This window comes from Nitrobacter sp. 62-23, from assembly GCF_001897285.1.
Lineage (GTDB): Bacteria > Pseudomonadota > Alphaproteobacteria > Rhizobiales > Xanthobacteraceae > Nitrobacter.
In genome coordinates, this window is sequence record NZ_MKSM01000129.1 from 24,652 (window position 1) to 43,260 (window position 18,609).

General features: G+C 63.1%; 19 protein-coding genes, 2 tRNA genes, 2 pseudogenes and 2 riboswitches. Of the genes and pseudogenes, 18 read left to right on the top strand and 5 right to left on the bottom strand.

What is annotated here, in order from left to right; all coding sequences use genetic code 11:
• Positions 1-195: 195 nt before the first annotated feature.
• The 5 genes from BGO16_RS15310 to BGO16_RS15330 all read left to right on the top strand — a co-directional run bounded on the left by BGO16_RS15310 (position 196) and on the right by BGO16_RS15330 (position 4,686).
• A complete protein-coding gene (locus BGO16_RS15310; RefSeq protein WP_292619786.1) occupies positions 196-1,170 on the top strand; it encodes an aliphatic sulfonate ABC transporter substrate-binding protein in 975 nt (324 codons plus the stop codon).
• Positions 1,171-1,362: 192 nt separating this feature from the next.
• Entirely contained in the window at positions 1,363-2,208 is an 846-nt protein-coding gene (locus BGO16_RS15315) for an ABC transporter permease (protein WP_292619788.1), read from the top strand.
• Positions 2,208-2,993 (top strand): ABC transporter ATP-binding protein, encoded by a 786-nt coding sequence (locus BGO16_RS15320; protein ID WP_292619790.1) that lies wholly within the window; start codon positions 2,208-2,210, stop codon positions 2,991-2,993. The genes BGO16_RS15315 and BGO16_RS15320 overlap by 1 nt, the downstream gene beginning before the upstream one ends.
• Before the next feature lie 60 nt (positions 2,994-3,053).
• A complete protein-coding gene (locus tag BGO16_RS15325; RefSeq protein ID WP_292619792.1) occupies positions 3,054-3,563 on the top strand; it encodes an OsmC family protein in 510 nt (169 codons plus the stop codon).
• A 118-nt stretch (positions 3,564-3,681) separates the two neighbouring features.
• The gene (locus BGO16_RS15330; protein ID WP_292619794.1) at positions 3,682-4,686 is read left to right on the top strand and encodes an Hsp33 family molecular chaperone; all 1,005 of its coding nucleotides are present in this window, start codon (positions 3,682-3,684) and stop codon (positions 4,684-4,686) included.
• A gap of 106 nt (positions 4,687-4,792) precedes the next feature.
• On the opposite strand, the gene apaG is transcribed toward BGO16_RS15330, so the two are convergent.
• Complete coding sequence (gene apaG / locus BGO16_RS15335; RefSeq protein WP_292619796.1) at positions 4,793-5,188, bottom strand: Co2+/Mg2+ efflux protein ApaG; 396 nt, start codon at positions 5,186-5,188, stop codon at positions 4,793-4,795.
• Between the two features lie 309 nt (positions 5,189-5,497).
• Between apaG and BGO16_RS15340 the strand changes: the two genes are divergently transcribed.
• Genes BGO16_RS15340 through BGO16_RS15350 form a run of 3 tightly spaced genes read left to right on the top strand, consistent with a single transcriptional unit; the run spans position 5,498 to position 8,483 of the window.
• On the top strand, positions 5,498-6,742 hold the full coding sequence (locus BGO16_RS15340) for an OpgC domain-containing protein (protein ID WP_292619798.1): 1,245 nt from the start codon (positions 5,498-5,500) through the stop codon (positions 6,740-6,742).
• A complete protein-coding gene (locus tag BGO16_RS15345) occupies positions 6,739-7,503 on the top strand; it encodes a GDSL-type esterase/lipase family protein (protein ID WP_292619800.1) in 765 nt (254 codons plus the stop codon). The genes BGO16_RS15340 and BGO16_RS15345 overlap by 4 nt, the downstream gene beginning before the upstream one ends.
• Entirely contained in the window at positions 7,500-8,483 is a 984-nt protein-coding gene (locus tag BGO16_RS15350; RefSeq protein WP_292619802.1) for an SGNH/GDSL hydrolase family protein, read from the top strand. Before BGO16_RS15345 ends, BGO16_RS15350 begins: the two co-directional genes overlap by 4 nt.
• Before the next feature lie 211 nt (positions 8,484-8,694).
• Here the strand turns inward: BGO16_RS15350 and BGO16_RS15355 are convergent, their stop codons facing one another.
• Complete coding sequence (locus BGO16_RS15355; RefSeq protein WP_292619804.1) at positions 8,695-9,888, bottom strand: O-succinylhomoserine sulfhydrylase; 1,194 nt, start codon at positions 9,886-9,888, stop codon at positions 8,695-8,697.
• 68 nt (positions 9,889-9,956) lie between these two features.
• Positions 9,957-10,036, bottom strand: a riboswitch (SAM riboswitch).
• A gap of 120 nt (positions 10,037-10,156) precedes the next feature.
• Between BGO16_RS15355 and BGO16_RS15360 the strand changes: the two genes are divergently transcribed.
• The 3 genes from BGO16_RS15360 to BGO16_RS15370 all read left to right on the top strand — a co-directional run bounded on the left by BGO16_RS15360 (position 10,157) and on the right by BGO16_RS15370 (position 11,820).
• Positions 10,157-11,263: a 2'-deoxycytidine 5'-triphosphate deaminase gene (locus BGO16_RS15360; protein ID WP_292619850.1), complete on the top strand. Its 1,107-nt coding sequence runs from the start codon at positions 10,157-10,159 to the stop codon at positions 11,261-11,263.
• Between the two features lie 49 nt (positions 11,264-11,312).
• Positions 11,313-11,373, top strand: a riboswitch (Fluoride riboswitch).
• 55 nt (positions 11,374-11,428) lie between these two features.
• Complete coding sequence (locus BGO16_RS15365) at positions 11,429-11,635, top strand: hypothetical protein (protein ID WP_292619806.1); 207 nt, start codon at positions 11,429-11,431, stop codon at positions 11,633-11,635.
• A 111-nt stretch (positions 11,636-11,746) separates the two neighbouring features.
• A tRNA-Gly gene (locus BGO16_RS15370) sits at positions 11,747-11,820 on the top strand.
• Between the two features lie 14 nt (positions 11,821-11,834).
• Here the strand turns inward: BGO16_RS15370 and BGO16_RS15375 are convergent.
• Positions 11,835-12,185: a tyrosine-type recombinase/integrase gene (locus BGO16_RS15375; RefSeq protein WP_292619808.1), complete on the bottom strand. Its 351-nt coding sequence runs from the start codon at positions 12,183-12,185 to the stop codon at positions 11,835-11,837.
• A 146-nt stretch (positions 12,186-12,331) separates the two neighbouring features.
• On the opposite strand from BGO16_RS15375, the pseudogene BGO16_RS15380 reads away from it, so the two are divergent.
• The 7 genes and pseudogenes from BGO16_RS15380 to BGO16_RS15405 all read left to right on the top strand — a co-directional run.
• Positions 12,332-12,559, top strand: a pseudogene (locus BGO16_RS15380) (conjugal transfer protein TraD); the annotation flags it as partial.
• A 276-nt stretch (positions 12,560-12,835) separates the two neighbouring features.
• A complete protein-coding gene (locus BGO16_RS15385; RefSeq protein WP_292619810.1) occupies positions 12,836-13,321 on the top strand; it encodes a sigma-70 family RNA polymerase sigma factor in 486 nt (161 codons plus the stop codon).
• A 273-nt stretch (positions 13,322-13,594) separates the two neighbouring features.
• Positions 13,595-13,744, top strand: a pseudogene (locus tag BGO16_RS18185) (DUF4880 domain-containing protein); the annotation flags it as partial.
• Positions 13,745-13,891: 147 nt separating this feature from the next.
• Positions 13,892-14,599, top strand: a complete 708-nt coding sequence (locus BGO16_RS15390; RefSeq protein ID WP_292619812.1) for a FecR domain-containing protein — start codon at positions 13,892-13,894, stop codon at positions 14,597-14,599.
• Between the two features lie 277 nt (positions 14,600-14,876).
• Positions 14,877-17,318 carry a TonB-dependent receptor gene (locus BGO16_RS15395; RefSeq protein WP_292619814.1) on the top strand — a complete coding sequence of 814 codons (2,442 nt, stop codon included), beginning with the start codon at positions 14,877-14,879 and terminating at the stop codon, positions 17,316-17,318.
• 113 nt (positions 17,319-17,431) lie between these two features.
• Entirely contained in the window at positions 17,432-17,614 is a 183-nt protein-coding gene (locus BGO16_RS15400; protein WP_292619816.1) for a LysR family transcriptional regulator, read from the top strand.
• A gap of 104 nt (positions 17,615-17,718) precedes the next feature.
• Entirely contained in the window at positions 17,719-18,054 is a 336-nt protein-coding gene (locus BGO16_RS15405; RefSeq protein WP_292619818.1) for a LysR substrate-binding domain-containing protein, read from the top strand.
• Here the strand turns inward: BGO16_RS15405 and BGO16_RS18190 are convergent.
• Positions 17,995-18,228 (bottom strand): Arm DNA-binding domain-containing protein, encoded by a 234-nt coding sequence (locus BGO16_RS18190; protein WP_363092220.1) that lies wholly within the window; start codon positions 18,226-18,228, stop codon positions 17,995-17,997. The two genes, BGO16_RS15405 and BGO16_RS18190, sit on opposite strands and share 60 nt — an antisense overlap.
• A 239-nt stretch (positions 18,229-18,467) precedes the next feature.
• Positions 18,468-18,543 (bottom strand) — tRNA-Phe (locus tag BGO16_RS15410).
• Positions 18,544-18,609: the final 66 nt, after the last annotated feature.

Consider the following 18,609-nt stretch of genomic DNA (forward strand, 5'->3'; position numbering starts at 1 on the left):
GCTGTCATCGGAGATTGTCGCCCGCACGCGATGGATCCATCCTTCGCGCCAGCGGCTTTGAGCAAGGATGTACTCCGGCGCGAGCTTCGCGAAAATCTATTTTCTCGTTGACTGCGGATCATAACTATTTGACATAAGAAAGCTTTTTTTGCCCCGAACGGCTCGCCTCATTTAACCGCCCCAGGAGACATTATCATGTTCAAGCCCGCACGCCGCGCCGTGCTCGCCGCCATCGCTGCGGCCGCGTTTTTGCCCGCAGCGGCGCTCGCCGCCGACGCGCCGAAGGAAATTCATATCGACTGGGCAACCTACAACCCGGTGTCGATGCTGATGAAGGACAAGGGCCTGGTCGAAAAGGAATTCGCCAAGGACGGCATAACCGTGCGCTGGGTGCAGACGCTCGGGTCCAACAAGGCGCTCGAGTTCCTGAACGCCGGCTCGATCGATTTCGGCTCCACCGCCGGCTCCGCGGCGCTGGTGGCGAGGATCAACGGCAATCCGCTCAAATCGATCTACGTCTATTCGAAGCCGGAATGGACCGCGCTCGTCACCCGCAAGGATACGCCGATCAAGGCGGTAACCGATCTCAAGGGTAAGAACGTGGCGGTCACCCGCGGCACTGATCCGCATATCTTCCTCGTGCGCGCGTTGCAGAAGTTCGGCATGTCTGAAAAGGACATCGTGCCGGTGCTGCTGCAGCATCCCGATGGCAAGACCGCGCTGATCCGGGGTGACGTTGATGCGTGGGCCGGCCTCGATCCGATGATGGCGCAGGCGGAATTGCAGGACGGCGCGCGGCTGTTCTACCGCGACGCCGACGCCAACACCTACGGCATTCTCAACGTGCGGGAAGAGTTCCTGAAAAAATACCCCGAGATCACGCAGCGCGTGCTGGCGGTGTATGAGACCGCGCGAAAATATGCGGTCGCCCATCCTGAGGAGCTGGAGGCGAGCTTCATCGCCGCCACCAAGCTGCCGAAAGACGTGGTCGAGAAGCAGTTGCGCGAGCGCACCGACATCTCGAACGGCAAGATCGGCAAGGCCCAGCGCGACACCATTCTCGCGGCCGGCCTGGCGCTCCAGCAGGCTGGCGTCCTCGACGCCAAGGTTGACGTCAAGGCCGCGCTCGACGGCCTGATCGACGACCAGATTCCGCTGCCGGCCAACTAGAGCGTTTTCAAGCGAAATGGCTGCCGGTTCGCGCAAAGAAAACGCGTCGAATCAAAACCATAGAGCTCCGCTTCTGACTCCATCGGAAGCGGACAGGCTCTAGTCAGTCGGCTCGTCCCGAATGGCGAGAACCGGACCGCCGGACCTCGCCGTTTTTCTGTCTTGCAATCGGCGGCCGGACAGGGTTTGGCAATGACGATGACGTTGGACACCCCTGTCGAGAGCATACAGTCGCTTGCGCCGCAGTCTGCGGCGCGGTGGCGACGCTGGACGCGTCCGGCGCTCGGCCTGCTGCTGCCGCTCACCGTGGCAGCCGCCTGGGAGTGGGCGGTGGCTGCCGGCTGGTCCAACGGACGGCTGGTGCCGCCGCCGTCGACGGTGATGTCAACGATCAACGAACTCGCCCGCAGCGGCGAGTTGGTCCGCCACATGGCGATAACGCTTGAGCGCGTCGGCGCCGGGTTCGCGCTCGGCGTCGCGGCCGGCACCGTGCTCGGCGCGATCTCGGGCTATTGGGAGCTGGCGCGGCGGTTACTCGATCCGACCGTCCAGGCGCTGCGTGCGATTCCCTCGATCGCCTGGGTGCCGCTGTTCATCCTGTGGCTCGGCATTTTCGAGCTGTCCAAGGTCGCGCTGATCGCCGTCGGCGTGTTTTTCCCGATCTATCTCGGCGTGATGGGCGCGATCCTGTCCGTCGATCGCAAGATCGTCGAGGTCGGCCGCACCTTTCGTCTCAGTGGGCCGGCGATGATCCGGCGCATTCTGCTGCCCGCGGTGCTGCCGGCCTATGTGGTCTCATTGCGGGTCGGCCTCGGTCTCGGCTGGATGTTTGTGGTGGCGGCGGAATTCATGGGCGCGTCCGAAGGGCTCGGCTATCTCCTGATCGACGGCCAGCAGCTCGGCAAGCCGGCGCAGATCCTCGCCGCCATCGTGATCTTCGCGATCCTCGGCAAGACCACCGACTGGCTGATCGAGATCGCGGCGATGCCGTTCCTGCGCTGGCAGGATGCGTTCGCGCCGAGCCGCGGGGCGTTCTGATGCTGGTGCTCGACCGTGTCGGCAAGACCTATCCCAACGGCGTCAACGCGCTTGAACGGTTTTCGATCGAGATCAGGCTCGGCGAGATCGTCGCCGTGATCGGCGGCTCCGGTTGCGGAAAATCGACGCTGCTGCGCGCCATCGCCGGCCTCGACCGCGCCAGCTACGGCGCCATCACCCTCGACGGCGAAGCCCTTACCGCGCCGCATCCAAAAGTCGGCATCATCTTCCAGGAGCCACGGCTGCTGCCGTGGCTGAGCGTCGCCGACAATATCGGCTTCGGCCTGTCCGACCTCTCCGCGCCCGAACGTCGCGACCGCGTTGCCGCCGCGCTGGCCAAGGTCGGCCTGTCCGACAAGGCGAAAGCCTGGCCGCGCGAATTGTCGGGCGGCCAGGCGCAGCGCGTCGCGATCGCGCGCGCTCTGGTGGTGCGGCCCGAAGTGCTCCTGCTCGATGAGCCGTTCTCCGCCCTCGACGCCTTCACGCGTCGCGATCTGCAGGATCACCTGCTCGATCTGTGGTCGGAGACGCGCCCGACCCTGGTGCTCGTGACCCACGATGTCGACGAGGCCGTGGTGCTGGCGGACCGGATACTGGTGATGCGACCGCGGCCGGGGCGGCTGTTTGAGGGCGTCGACATCAGCCTGACGCGGCCGCGCGACCGCAATTCGGAGTTGTTCGAGACCACCAAGCGGCGCATCCTGACAGCGCTTGACCGCTCGCTCGACCAGGCCGCGCCCGATCCGGCCGCCGCAGCCGAGGCCGGTGATGCGTTGTGGTGGTGAACCCGGCGCGCCGCGATTACGTTCGCCAAACGATTTCAGAAAGAAGAAAAGGAGACGTTGATGGATGCCGCCGAGCTTCGCGCCACGCAAGCCCCGATCAAGGAACGCTACAAGAGCGATCCGAAATCAGCGCTGATCACGCTGAAGGCGCGGGGGTCGATCGACAACGAAGGCATCGCCTGCAAGGTGGAGACCGGACGCGCGCTTGCGGTCGCGGGGCTTCATCCGGCCACCGGCGGCTCCGGCCTCGAATTGTGCTCCGGCGACATGCTGCTGGAGGCGCTGGTCGCCTGCGCCGGCGTCACGCTGAAGTCGGTTGCGACCGCGATCGAGGTGCCTCTGACATCCGGTCATGTCAGCGCCGAGGGCGATCTCGATTTTCGCGGCACGCTCGGCGTCGACAAGGAAACGCCGGTCGGCTTCGAATCGATCCGCCTGCGGTTCGATGTCGAGACCGATGCGCCGCAGGACAAGCTCGATCTCCTGCTCAAGCTGACCGAGCGCTATTGCGTCGTCTATCAGACCATCAAAAATGGACCGAAAGTGTCTGTCGAGATAAAAAGGGTGTGAGAAAGGCCCTGTACGCGGATCCTGGAGTGTTCATTGCTGGAGCGAAACGAGAGGAAGCCGGCCGAATCCGGCTTTCGAGGGGTTTCGATCCCGCGCCCCCGACCCCAGATAAAGCGGCATGACCTCACAATCGTCCGACTCCGCCATTTCACCTGAAACCCCGGTGCGCGCGCCTTCGGCTGTTCCGGTCGACGATGCCGTGATTCCGTTCGAGGTCAGCGCGCTCGATCTGCGCGGACGGCTGACCCGGCTCGGACCCGCGCTCGACGAACTGCTGGTCAGGCATGACTATCCCGCTCCGGTCGCCAAGCTGCTCGGCGAGGCGATCGTGCTGACGACGCTGCTCGGCTCCTCGCTCAAGTTCGAGGGTCGCTTCATCCTGCAGACCCAGACCGACGGACCGGTGTCGTTCCTGATCGTCGACTTTCGCGCGCCGGCGCGGCTGCGGGCCTATGCCCGTTTCGACAGGACGCGGATCGACGATGCGCAGGATTCCGGTGCGCTGCTCGGACGCGGCCATCTCGCCATGACCATCGATCAGGGGCCGGACATGAGCCGCTATCAGGGGCTGGTGGCGCTGGAAGGCGGCAGCCTCGAAGATGCCGCGCATGAATATTTCCTGCGCTCCGAACAGATTCCGACGCGGGTCCGCCTCGCGGTCGGCGAGGAGTGGCGCCGGGACGGCAATGGTCCGAAGCGCGGCTGGCGTGGCGGCGGCATGCTGCTGCAATTCCTGCCCAAGGCGCCGGAGCGCGCGCGTCAGGCCGATCTCGATCCCGGCGACGCGCCGGAGGGCAGCGCGGTGCATACGGTTGCGGAGGACGATGCCTGGGTCGAGGGCCAGTCGCTGATCGCAACCGTCGAGGATCTCGAACTGATCGATCCCGATCTATCGGGCGAACGCCTGCTGTACCGGCTGTTCCATGAGCGCGGGGTTCGGGTATTTCCATCGCAGGCCCTGCACGCACAATGTTCCTGCTCGCGCGACGCGGTGGCGGCGATGCTGAAGAGTTTTGCGCCGCAGGACCGCTCCGGGATGGTGCAGGACGGCAAGGTCGCGGTGACCTGTGAGTTCTGCAGCTCGGTGTACGAATTCACGCCGGAGGAAGCCGGCGTGGAATAGGTGCCGCCGGTTCAGAGCCTTTTGGTGGAATCAGAAGCGGGCTCTATGATTTTGATTGGACGCGTTTTCTTCACGCGACCCGGTCCCCACTTCGCTCGAAAACGCTCTAATTCAGTACGCGCTTGCTGTCGGGGCTGTCGAGCGAGAAGGTCGGGACATCGATTTCGAATGGCTCGCCGCTCCGGATCGAGATCATCTGATAGCGGCCGCTCATGAAGCCGTTGGCGGTCGGCAGCGGAACGCCGCTGGTGTATTCGAAGCGCTCGCCGGGCGCGAGCACCGGCTGCTCGCCGACCACGCCCTCGCCGCGGACTTCCTGCTTACGCCCGGAGGCATCGGTGATGACCCAGTGCCGCGTGCGCAGCTGGACGGTATCCTGCCCCGCATTGGTGATGACCACCGTATAGGACCAGAAAAAATGGCCGCGCTCGGCGGACGACCGCTCGGGCATGAAGTTCGGCTCCACGGTGACTTCGATCTGGCGGGTAACGGCGCGGTACATCTGAAGCTCTCTGTAGCGTCTTCATAGCGTCTTCGCGCGAATTGGCTACCGGTTCGCGTGAAGAAAACGCATCAAACCAAAAACATAGCACCCGCTCCTGATTCCACCGGAAGCGGAAAGCCACTAGTCGACAGAGGCAATCATAGCGAAAACAGGCGCAGGAACCAGCCCCCACTTAGTTGTGAAACCATGCAGTTCCGGGCCAGAAGTCCGGCCGCAATATTGCTTTTTTGTCACCGTTAGCGTGAAGCTGTGGTCCCGTAAATCAGTCTCGGTCGGGGGCGATCGAGACGTCTCGAAGCAGAGCGCATGCCGTCGGTTGCCGATCAGGTTGTCGCAGCCCGCGCCAAGGTGGCGGCCGATGGCGTTACGCGCGCGGCAGGCGTTGCGATTCCGGCCGCGCATCTCGAACGCGAGCTGCGGCTTGATCTGTTCCGCGGGCTGGCGCTGTGGCTGATCTTCATCGACCATCTGCCGCAGAACCTTCTGACCTGGCTCACCATTCGCAATTACGGCTTCAGCGACGCCACCGAGATTTTCATCTTCATCTCGGGCTATACGGCGGCCTTCGTCTACGGACGCGTCATGCTGCAGCGGGGATTCGTCGTCGCCGCCGCGCGCATTCTCAAGCGCGTCTGGCAGATTTACGTGGCGCACATCTTTCTGTTCACGATCTTTCTGGCGGAAATCTCCTACGTCGCGAGCAGTTTCGACAATCCGCTTTACGCCGAGGAAATGGGCATCCTCGATTTCCTCAAGCACCCCGACGTCACCATCGTCCAGGCGATGCTTCTGAAATTCCGGCCCGTCAACATGGACGTGCTGCCGCTCTATATCGCGCTGATGCTTTTTTTCCCGCCGATGCTGTGGCTGATGCGGCGCAAGGCGGACCTCGGGCTGGGACTGTCGGTGGGTCTTTATATCCTCACCAGGCAATTCGATCTTGCGCTGCCGGCCTATCCCAACGGGGTCTGGTTCTTCAATCCATTCGCCTGGCAACTGCTGTTTCTGTTCGGCGCGTGGTGCGCGCTCGGAGGCGCGAAGCGGATGTCGCGGATCCTGTCGTCTCGGGTCACGCTGTGGATCTGCGTCGCCTATCTGCTGTTCGCCTTTTACACGACGCTGACCTGGCATGTGCCGCAGCTCAACCATTTCATGCCGCGCGTCGCCGAACAGTGGATGTATCCGATCGACAAGACCAATCTCGACATGCTGCGCTTCGTCCATTTTCTGGCGCTGGCGGCGCTGACCGTCCGTTTCCTGCCCAGGAACTGGCCGGGGCTGACGTCGCCGTGGCTGCGGCCGCTGATCCTGTGCGGCCAGCACTCGCTGGAGATTTTCTGCATCGGCATCTTCCTGGCCTTTGCCGGACAGTTCATCCTGGCCGAGGCGTCCGGTGGCGCCGGGCTTCATTTCGTTATCAGTGTTTGCGGAATCCTCATCATGTCCGCAGCCGCCTGGGTATTTTCGTGGTACAAAAAGATCGCCGGCAAGGGCGGAGGCCGCGCTAAATCCGCCGACGGCGACGCGGATCTCGCAGGAGGAGGAGCATGAGGGCCGGCTGGATGTCGGTCTTGTTCGTGATGGCCGGTTTGTCGGCCAGCGCCCTCGCGCGCGCCGACGACCCGCCCCAAAGCTGTGACGTTCCAGCCTATCTGCTGACCAGCGACAGCCCGTTGCCCCGTGTCTCCGCGGCGATCAAGGCCGGGGGCCCGCTCGCTATCCTGGTCGTGGGGAGCCGTTCCTCGACCATCGCGGGGGCGGAGGGTGAGGCCTATCCGGCACGGTTGCAGGCCATGCTTCGCGAGAAATTGCCGGGAATCGCCGTATCCGTTTCCATGGAACTGGCACCCCGGAAAACCGCCGCGGATGTCGCTCCCGGCCTCGGCAAGCTCGCGCAGGCGAAAAAGCCGACGCTGGTGGTATGGCAGACCGGCACTGTCGATGCCATCCGGTCCGTCGACGTCGACAGCTTTCACGATGCCCTCGACCAGGGCGTTACTGCATTGCAAAATGCAGGTGCCGACGTCGTGCTGATGAACATGCAGTACAGCCCGCGCACCGAAACCATGGTTTCACCGACTTCCTACATCGACAACATGCGGGTGGTGGCGCAGCAGCACGACGTTCCTTTGTTCGACCGGTTTGCGATCATGAATCGATGGAATGAGACCGGCGAATTCGATCTTTTCAGCGCGGTGCGGGGGGTTGGTCTGGCCAAACGCGTCCACGATTGCCTTGGCCGCGCCTTGTCGGCATTCGTCATCGATACCGCCCATGTCAATCCTGCCGAACTCGGGACACGGCGCCGATGACGGGTCGTTTCTCCAGAATTGCCGGCCCGGCTGTGCTGGCGATGGTGTTGATGTTGACGGGTGCAGCGACCTCGGGCGTCACCGCGCAAACTGCGCCGGCTAATGCGGCCGTGCTGCCGATGGGCAGCTCCGGCCTGTCCGCACCACCCTCGACCGGCACTGCGGCAGCAGTCCCCGGCGCGCCGACGCAGAACCTGACCGAAACCCCGATCGACAAGACAAAGGCGGTTGCCGCCCGCGTCCGCGACATCTTCAACCGCGTCCCCTGCCTGCCGCCCAAGGGAATCTCGCAATCGATGGGCTCGCTGCCGCACGTCGCGGCCAAGCTTGCCGCCAACAAGCCGATTGTCATCGTCGCCTTTGGCTCGTCGTCGACGCAAGGGTACGGCGCGACGTCGCCCGAATTCACCTATCCGAACCGGCTGGCGGCTCAGCTGCATCGCAAGTATCCAGCGGCCGCCATCACCGTGATCAATCGCGGCAAGGGCGGCGAGGACGCCCCCGAGATGATGAAGAGGCTGCGATCGGAGGTGATCGATGCCAAGCCGGACATGGTGATCTGGCAGGTCGGCACCAACGCGGTGCTGCGCAATCTCGATCCCGCGAGCACGGTGAAAACCGTCGAAGACGGCGTCGCGACCATTCAGGCCTCCGGCGCCGATCTGGTTCTGGTCGATCCGCAATACGCCCCCGCCGTCAATGCGAGGGGCGAGAATGCCGGCAGGATGGTCAGTCTGCTGAGCAAGGTCGCGCACGTCAGGCACGTCGGAATTTTCCCGCGTTTCGAGGTCATGCGCGACTGGCACGACCGGCAGTCGCTACCGTTCGACGCCTTCGTCACCAAGGACGGCTTGCACATGAACGACTGGGGCTATGCCTGTTTCGCCCAGTTGCTCGGCGACGACATCATCAGGTCGGTGGACCAGATGCAGGCGGGCGTCAGGCTGCCGGCGGCCACTGCGGTCAATCGGCCGTTGTGAGATTGCACCGCACGTTCTGAGGGTTTGGCCCGGTTCGTCCCGGCCATTCACGCCTTTTCCGACCGAATCCCACAAGACGTGGATGCGTGGCACAATGGGCCGGTGCTCGGGCCGGCGAAGCCGGACCCGAGTGCCGGGCATGACGAGCAAAACGAAAGTGGTCGTTGCCGAACCGATGACCTCACGATGACGATGGTTGCGAAGTGCGGGTTCACACCTGCTCCAGCGCGGCGATGAGATCCTCGATCAGGTCGTCCTTGTGTTCGAGGCCAACCGAATAGCGGATGAAGCCTTCGCCGATGCCGAGGCTGGCGCGGACCTCCGGCGCGAGCCGCTGGTGGGTCGTGGTCGCCGGGTGGGTCACGAGGCTCTTGGCGTCGCCGAGGTTGTTCGAGATGCGCGCGAGCTTCAGCGCGTTGAGGCAGCGGAAGGCGCCCGCCTTGCCGCCCTTGACCTCGAAGCCGATCAGCGTCGATCCGGCGCGCATCTGCTTCTTCACCAGCGCCGCTTGCGGATGGTCGGGCCGTCCGGGATAGATGAGGCGGGACACTTTCGGGTGCGGCGCCAGCGCATCCGCGATCGCCGCCGCACTCTCGGTCTGCTGGCGCACGCGGACGCCGAGCGTCTCCAACCCTTTCAGCAGAACCCAGGCGTTGAACGGCGAGATCGACGGCCCGGTCTGGCGGATGAAGGTTTGCAGGTGATCCTGCACGAACGCGTTAGATGCCAGAATGACGCCGCCAAGCGTTCGTCCCTGGCCGTCGATGTGCTTGGTCGCCGAATACACCACGACGTCGGCGCCGAGCGCCAGCGGGCTTTGCCAGATGGGCGTTGCGAATACGTTGTCGACGATCAGCCGCGCGCCGGCCTGATGCGCGATGTCAGCAATACCGCCGATGTCGAGCACGTCGAGCGTCGGGTTGGTGGGGCTTTCGATGAAGCAGCTTTTGGTGTTCGGCCGCATCGCCTTGCGCCACTGATCGAGATCGAGGCCGTCGACCAGCGTCGACTCGATGCCGTAGCGCGGCAGCAGGTCCTCGACCACGTAGCGGCAGGAGCCGAACAGGGCTTTGGCCGCGACGACGTGGTCGCCTGCCTTCAGCGGGGCGAGCATCGCGGTCGTCACCGCCGCCATGCCCGTGGCGGTGGCGCGCGCGGCCTCCGCGCCTTCAAGCTCGGCCATGCGCTGCTCGAACATGGCGACGGTCGGATTGGAGTAGCGCGAGTAGATGAAGCCGGGGTCGTCGCCCTTGAACCGCGCCTCGCACTGCTCGGCGGTATCGTAGACATAGCCCTGCGTCAGAAACAGCGCCTCGGACGTCTCGGCAAACTGCGAGCGCAATGTTCCGGAATGAACCAGCCGGGTCTCCGGGCGATATCGGGCGGTGGGTGAAGACTGCGACATGTGACCTCCTGCGCGGCCGCTTGGAAACGGCCACAAAAAACCGGCCTGGAAAAAATCCACAGGCCGGGATCACATTGTCCCCGGCCTGTTTAGCGACTTATTTAACGTGGCTGCAAGCCGGCCGGCTCAAATCACCACGGAACGCCTCATGCCTAGTCGGGCACGTCCTGTCCGTCAAGCCAATCAATTGACATTCGCGTTGCGGCCGTCGGATAACCGATTGAAGCTCCTTTCGGGCCAACATCGCCCACGCCGCCAGGACGCCATCGTGCCATTCACGCTTCCGCCCGACGCCAACGGCATCCTGCCCGACCGCATGATCGCGGCGATGGCGGACGCCGGCCTGATCCTTCCCGAGTATCCCTTCGTCGAGAGCCAGATCCAGCCGGCCAGTCTCGACCTGCGGCTCGGGGCCGTCGCCTATCGGGTGCGCGCCAGTTTTCTGCCGGGACCGGGCGCGACCGTCGCTGAACGCATCGACGAATTGAAGCTGCACGAAATCGATCTCTCCGACGGCGCGGTGCTGGAGACCAACTGCGTCTACATCGTGCCGCTGCTGGAAAGCCTGGCGCTGCCGCCCGAAATCGTCGCCTCGGCCAATCCGAAAAGCTCGACCGGACGGCTCGACGTGTTCACGCGCGTGATCGCCGATGGCACCCGGAGCTTCGACATGATCGGCGCCGGCTATCACGGCCCACTCTATGCCGAGATCAGCCCCAAGACGTTTCCTGTGCTGTTGCGCGAGGGTTCACGGCTGTCACAGGTTCGTTTCCGCACCGGCGACGCTGTTCTCGATGCCGACGAACTCGACGCGCTGCATGCGCGGGAGCGGCTGGTCGATGTCGACGATCCCGATTTTGCCAGCGGCGTGGCGCTCAGCGTCGATCTCTCCGGCGAGCATGCCCACGGCTTCGTCGGCTATCGCGCCAAGCGTCATACCGGCGTGATCGATATCGATCGCCGCGGCCGCTATGCGGTCGGCGAATTCTGGGAGCCGATCGCGGCGCGGCCGGATCGCAGTCTGATCCTCGATCCTGGCGAGTTCTACATTCTCGCATCAAAAGAAGCCGTGCAGGTGCCGCCCGATTATGCCGCGGAGATGGTGCCGTTCGATCCGCTGGTCGGCGAGTTCCGCGTACACTATGCCGGCTTTTTCGATCCCGGCTTCGGCTATGCCGGCGCGGGCGGACAGGGTTCGCGCGCGGTGCTGGAGGTGCGCTCGCGCGAGGTGCCGTTCATTCTAGAGCATGGCCAGATCGTCGGGCGTCTCGTCTACGAAAAGATGCTGACGCGGCCTGACGCGATGTACGGCCAGCGCATCGGCTCCAACTATCAGGCCCAGGGCCTTAAGCTGTCGAAGCATTTCCGGGTGTGAGATTGACGCGTGCGGGCTTGACCAGCTCGCCGATCCGGCTAGCATGACCGAAATCGATGGGGATGGGGTCCCCCGACAACCGCCGCGAGGCTAATGACTCCTACCGGGCGCTTGCGCGTCGGTAGGAGCTGTTTCCTTCCCCGCTGCGCCCGAGAAAGGGCGCTTATGACCAGACTTCCGAATTCGCTGTCAGTCTCGTTATGGGGCATCGGCGTCTGCTGGATTGCGGTCGCGATCGCATACCTGACGGATTCCGACATGGTCCCGATAGATTCTCTGCTGGTCTCGCTGGCGGTGCTCCTGCTGGTCCCGCTGGCGGTCATCAGCGCCCTCGGCGGTACGGCCCAATGGCCGCCGGAGACCCGCTTGTGATGACATCAGAATATTACCGCTGTCTCTCCGCAGCCATGGTTCGCAGTCCGGACTAACCGTCTTGGCGGATCGCCCGGTCTCAGCTACATCAGAGGACGAGAAACGAAAAAGGCGGGCGTAGTTCAATGGTAGAACGGCAGCTTCCCAAGCTGCATACGAGGGTTCGATTCCCTTCGCCCGCTCCAAGGCTTAGCCGAATTTAACATGGCAGTTTTGTCATCGGTTTTGCAGGTTTGTTCATTCTTTGGCCTCCAGCTTCTTGATCCGCGCCTTGATGGCAGCAGCCCGGCCGACATAGCGGCGGATGATTTTCTCGACAGATTCCTCTTTCCCACGCGAGCGTCTCCGCGATCTCGCGCATGCTGTGGCCGGCGATGTAGAACTTGGTGGCCGCCGTGCCGCGCAGGTCATTGAAGTGCAGATCCTGCTCGGACATGCCGGCGTCGATCTTCGCCTTGTTGAATGAGCTGCCGAAGCCATCCGCGGTCCACGGCCGTCGCTTACTACTGGTCAGGATCGTGGTGGCGCGCTTCGGAATGCGGTCGAGCACGCCGCGCAGTGCACTGTAGAGCGGAATGATTGCCTCGCGGCGATGCCGGCTCTTGCCGGTGGTGAGCGGCGGCGCTCCGGCGCAACCGCACAGAATACAACCGCCATCAGGCAGCACGCGCACGGCGAAGCTGGCAGGTCGAGCGCCGCAAGCGCACGCGGCACCTGATTGAACTTGGCGGCCTCGTCGTCAAGGCCGGGCTTGAGGACCTGACCGGCGACAACCGCGCCACCATCTATGGCGCGCTATTCTGGATCGCCGAAAAGCTCAACAGTAAGGACGGCGAACGCGCGCGCGGCGTCTGGACGAAACTCGGACAGATGGCGCTCGAAGCGGATCGCCTAGCGAACTCCCGCGACAGGTCGCTGCCGTAGCAGGATCGGATCTGACCGATGGCGGGCGGCGCGGAGACCCCGCGTATCGCAGCGCCGCCCGCCACCGTACTGCTCGCCGCGCCATCTGCTTGAGGCAGGAAAGCCCGGCTCACGACCCTCGCGTTATCTGCAGCGTTGCCGTTCGCTCGCGTTTCCAATAAGGGAAGACGCAGACGGAGCGATGCCAAGTCATTGTAAAATTTAGATTAGTTCTAAAACGCAGATCGGGAACGCCCGCTCGGAAGGTCGCACGCGTTGGGGTACGCCGATAAACATTTGAGCCTTTATCTGATCCACCGCGGCGAACTCGTCGATTATGCCACGGCGATCGTCGGCGACCGTGGGCGTGGCGAGGATGTCGTTCAGGAGGCTTTCCTCCGCCTTCGGTCATCCTCGCCGGACAGACCGCTGGATGAACCGCTCGGTTATCTCCGGCGGATCGTGCGCAACCTCGCGATCGACTGGGTGCGGCGACTCGCGTCCGAGGGCAAACTGCTGGCGACATCGGTGGCGAGTGACGCGATCGCTGAAGATCGGCCGTCGCAGGAAGATGCCATCATCAATCGCGACGAGTTGCAGATCGTGATGGAAGCGATGGCAGAATTGCCGGAGCGGACGCGCACCGCGCTGGAACTACATCGTTTCGAGGGGCTGAAGCTCAAGGATATCGCGGATCATCTTGGCATCTCGGTCGCGCGCGCACACTCCCTCGTCTATGAGGGGCTGGAGCACTGCCGCAAGCGGCTGGCGCGGAAGTCGTGACGCGTTTTCTGAAAATCCGCCGATGCCGTTCGTTCTATAATTGAGCGAGTGCCCCGATTCCGAAGTTCGCATGCCCTCGCAGCAACCTTTGATGCGAACTTCGGAATCAAAGGGACACTGGCAACTTTATGATTCTAGTGTGGTTTGGGTTCAGAAGTTCGCTTGACGGACTCGCCGAGATGCTGGGAGCGAACGTCTGAACCACCACACTAGCCGATCGGGCGGTTCGACCCGCAAGCGGCTCGGCGTAAGACCTGTTCTGGGAGATATCTGATTAAACCGGACGACGACCATAACAAGCCGAGCCAGGAGGCGCTTCATTGGCTGATCGCACTTCAGGAAGAATCTGATGATGCCAGCCTCCGGTCGCGTTTTGAAGTCTGGCGTGCGAGCGATCCGGAGAATGCGCGGGCGTGGGAGGAGGCGCAGCATCTCTGGGGCGTGCTCGGCGACGCGCGGGGACCGGTCAGGCAGACAATCCAATCGACATCACCGTCGTTAACCCGGCCCGCTCGCCGGTCGCCCGCCGGGACGCATTCGCCATCACGCGTCCGGCCCTGCCACCTCGTCATGGCGACTGCCGGCCTCGCCGCCGCCCTGGCCGTCGTGATCCTTCAGCCGGCAATCAATGTCTGGCTCCGTGCCGATTACAGCACGGGCGTCGCCGAGACTCGGCAGATCCGGTTGCAGGACGGCAGCATCGCCTTCCTCGGTGCCGACAGCGCGATCGAGGTCGCCTATGACGCGAGCCGTCGTCGCATCCGGCTCCTGTCCGGTCAGGCTTATTTCGAGGTTGAGAAGGACAGCGCCCGGCCGTTCCATGTCGAGACCGGCTCGGTCGATACGGTGGACCTTGGCACGGCCTTCGATGTCCGGCTGCGGCCGGATGGCGTCTCGGTCGCCGTCAATCAGGGCAGTGTCGCCGTGACATCGCCGGTCGCGAGCCAAGCTCTTGCGACGCCCTTGGTTGCGGGCGATTGGGTCCGGGTCGAATGGGGCGGCGCGGTCCGGCGCGGCACCGACGCGCCCGAGTTGGCCGGCGGCTGGCGCTCGGGCACGCTCGCCGTCAAGGACGAAGCTATCACCGACGTCCTCGACGAAATCGGGCGGCACTACCGCGGCAAGATCATCATCGCCGGTGGTGGGCTTGGCGAGAGGCGGGTCACGGGCGTCTACGATCTCAAAAAGCCCGTCGAGGCCGTCCATGCCGTCGCGCAAGCGCTTGGCGTGCACGTCCGTCAGGTCAGCCCCTGGCTGATCGTCGTCTCGGGGTCATGACGGCGGCAACTGTCGTTTCTTACAACGTCTCTAATCTGTCGATTTTTCTCTGAAAAGCGCCTGCTCGGCTTCGTTCCTTCAGCGAGGGTTGATTGCTGCGCAACCGCGCAGCCCCTTGTGCTGAGGATTGAAGGGGTTGGGGATGCAAGGGGAATTGAAGGGGCAGACGGCAGGCGGGCGTTTCAAGCGTTTTCGAGCGAAGTGGAATCCGGTTCGCGTGAAGAAAACGCGTCAAGTCAAGAATCCAGAGCCCCGTTCCGATTTCATCGGAACGGACATGGCTCTGGGGAGCAAGGTTGTCGCTGCGCTGCTGATGGGCACCGCACTTGGAGCGATAACCGTCATGGTGCCGGCCCCCGCGCAAGCGCAGACTGCGCAGCAACGGACATTCGCAATCCGACCGCAGCCTCTCCCGAGCGCTCTCACTGTTTTTGGCCAGCAGACAGGCTTGCAGGTTTCCGTCGATGCTGCGGCTGCGCGCGGCCTGACATCTCCGGGTGCGACGGGCACCATGACGCCCGCCGTTGCGCTCCATCGCCTGTTGGCCGGGACCGGCCTGTCCTATCGGTTCACCGGAGCGTCCACGGTTGTGATCGGGACACCCGGCGCACAAGCTGGCGGCGCAAATGTCGCGGGCGCGATCTCGCTCGATACCATCGATGTGCAGGGAGCAGGGAATCCCAACTCCACGATGTCGCTGCCTCCGGCCTATGCCGGCGGGCAAATTGCGCGCGGCGGCCAACTCGGCATGCTCGGCAACCGGGACATGATGAACACGCCGTTCAATCAAACCGTCTACACGCGCAAGCTGATCGAGGATCAGCAGGCCAAAAGCATCGGCGATGTGCTCAACAACGACCCGTCTGTGGCCAAATTATATGAATCGAGCGGCGGGTTCAGTCGCGATCAATGGTTCATCCGGGGAATCGGAGCCAACGCTGGGAGTACATCCTTTGGCGGCCTGTTTGGCATCATGGGCACAGGGACCGGCGCCATAGCTGTGGAGTCGCTGGAGCGGGTCGAGGTGCTGAAGGGCGCGAGCGCTCTGCTCAACGGTATCCCGCCCAGCCAGGGCGCGAGCCTTGGCACCGTCAACCTGGTGCCGAAGCGCGCGGGCGACGAGCCGCTGATCGCCTTCACGCCGGAATACGCCATGAACAGCCAGTTCGGCGGGCACCTGGATGCAGGTCAACGTTTCGGCGACAACAAGGAGTTCGGCATCCGTTTCAACGGCGTCTATCGAAATGGCGATACGCCTATCGACCATCAGTCACGCGAGACGCGACTGACGACCCTTGGCCTGGACTATCGGGGAGAGACCTTCCGGTTGTCCGCCGACGTCGGCTATCACTACCAGCACGTGAAGGGACTTCGGACTTCGTTGTCGGTTGCCGGCAATATTCCGGTTCCACGACCGCCGGACAGCCACATCAACTGGTCGCAGCCGTGGGAGTTCAGCAAAGTCGAGAGCAAGTATGCCACGACGCGCGCCGAGTGGGACATCACCGAAAACGTGACCGCCTATGCCGCGGTCGGGCGCAGCACTGCGGGAGAGAGGGGGGCGTGGAATTCCATGACGATTCAGGATGCTGCGGGCACGTTGTCGAGTCCCTATGGTCCTAACGCGTTCACTTATTACACGCAGAGCAGTGTTGCGGAGACCGGGTTGCGAGCGCGCGCGCAGACCGGTCCCGTGAATCATGCCGTGGCGCTGGCGGCGGGATGGGGAGCCATGGAGGTCGGGAGTGAATACCGGTACCCGCCGGTCCTTCTTCCAGACTCAAATCTGTACAATCCTGTCTTCATCCCCGGGCCTGATTTCGGCGTGTTTGCTCCGCCCGCGGAAGCGCCCCGGTCAAGCCGCAACGAGAACCTCGGCTTCGCGCTCGCCGACACCATGTCGATCCTGGACGAGCGCGTCCAGTTGATGCTGGGCATCCGGCACCAGAAGGTGAAGCAAACAGCTTATTATAGCGGTGGTTCTCAATACAATGCGGACGCCTTGTCGCCGGCGGCCGCGCTGATTGTCAAGCCGCTGGACAACGTTTCAGTCTACGCCAACTACATGGAGGCGCTGGAGGCCGGTGAGATCGCGCCGAGCGATGCGCGGAATGCCGGCGAAATCTTTGCGCCTTACAAGACGACACAATACGAGGTCGGCACCAAGGTCGATTTCGGTCGCATTGCGGCGACGCTCGCCGCTTTCACCACGACGCGCCCCAGCTACGCCCGGGATCCCGCCACTTTCATCTTCGGCGAGACCGGGAAGACGCGCTATCAGGGGATCGAGTTGTCGGCCTTCGGCGAAGCGACCGAGACGGTTCGTTTCCTCGGCGGTTTTACTTTCCTCGATACGACTCTGGTCGAAACTCCTGACGGAACCAACGTCGGTAAATGGCTTCCCGGCTTGCCAAGGTATCGCGCCACGCTCGGCGTGGATTGGGATACGCCGTTCATCGACGGCCTTACGTTGGGTGCGACAGGACAGTGGCAATCCTTCACATACCGGGATGCGCCGAATACCCAGAAGGTCGATGGCTGGTACCGGATCGATTTGAACGCGCACTACACGATCAGGCAGCCGGGCTGGAAGCCGATCATCGTCCGGGCAAGCATCCGCAACGTTCTGAACAGAAACTACTGGGCGACTTCAAACACCTGGTACATGAATTTGAGCGAGCCACGCACATTCCTGCTGTCGACCACGTTCCAGTTCTAGGGATGGTGTCGGCTACTACGCCGACTTCGCTTGTGCCGCCTCCAATATCGGAGGTGGCGTACATAAGACCGTGAGAGCCGGCTAACCATCGCCACGCATCAAGGAGACGAAGGATGGACCTGCGCCACCTTCGTTATATCGTTGCCGCAGCCCGCAACGGCAGCTTCAGCGCGGCCGCGAACGAGTTCAATGTCCGGCAGCCAATCGTCAGCAAGCGCATCAAGGAGGTCGAGGAAGAACTCGGCGTGCGCTTGTTCGAACGCTCCACCGCCGGAGCGCGGCTGACACCGCCATAGCGTTTTCAAGCTAAGCGGATTATCGCTTCGCGTGAAGAAAACGCGTCAAAACAAGATTCAAAAGCGGAGCTTTTGATGAAGATTTTGTTGTCGATGCGCGTCGGGTGCTCGATGAGACGGAGCAGATGGCCCGGCACGCGAAGGCCAGCCGTGAGGGAACGCTCGGGCACGTCGTCGTCGGGTTCTACAAGTCGCTGTCGGCGAGAGCTTTCCGTGCGGCGGTGAGCGGCTTCCGAAAACAATATCCGGATATTGATATTGAACTGGTCGAACTGCCGCTCGCAGACATTGCGGCGGGCGTGATGTCCGGCGCTCTTGATGCCGCGATCGTCCTGGGCGACGCCGGCAAATGCCAGATGTTCAAGACCATCGGACTTTGGTCATCCATCGCTTCTTGTCGAGCGTTTTTGGATCGTCGCCGTCCAGTTCAAATTTCTTGAGCAGTTCCTCGGCGACCAATCTGAAGGTATTCGCTCGGCAGTCCGCTCGGCAGTCCGGGCGAGCCGTCGCTGGATCGATGGATCAATACCGTTGCTCAAGAGCGACTTGTTTGCAGCGCGAGTATCGCGGGCCGCCGCAAGCGAGACCTCTGGATAGGAGCCCAACGAAAGCAACTTTTGTTTGCCGTCGAACCGATAAGCCTGACGCCACAGCTTGGAACCCTCCGGGCTGAATCAGAAGAAATAGGCCTTTTGCATCCGACAGCTTGCGCCCAACCAGCTACCAGCAATCATACCAACAAATCGCGCAGATGTCAGCGGATGATGACGGGTCGTCGCGGTGAAGAAGTGTCCGATTTACCGGGGAAAACCCACATCGTTCGGACGGTGGCGCAGGGCTGCGGAGGAAGTTATGGTGCCCAGGGGCGGGATCGAACCACCGACACTGCGATTTTCAGTCGCATGCTCTACCAACTGAGCTACCTGGGCGCCGTCCCGGCTTGAGCCGGGACGCGCCGGTTTATAGTCAGGCCAGATGGCGCTGTCCACCCATCC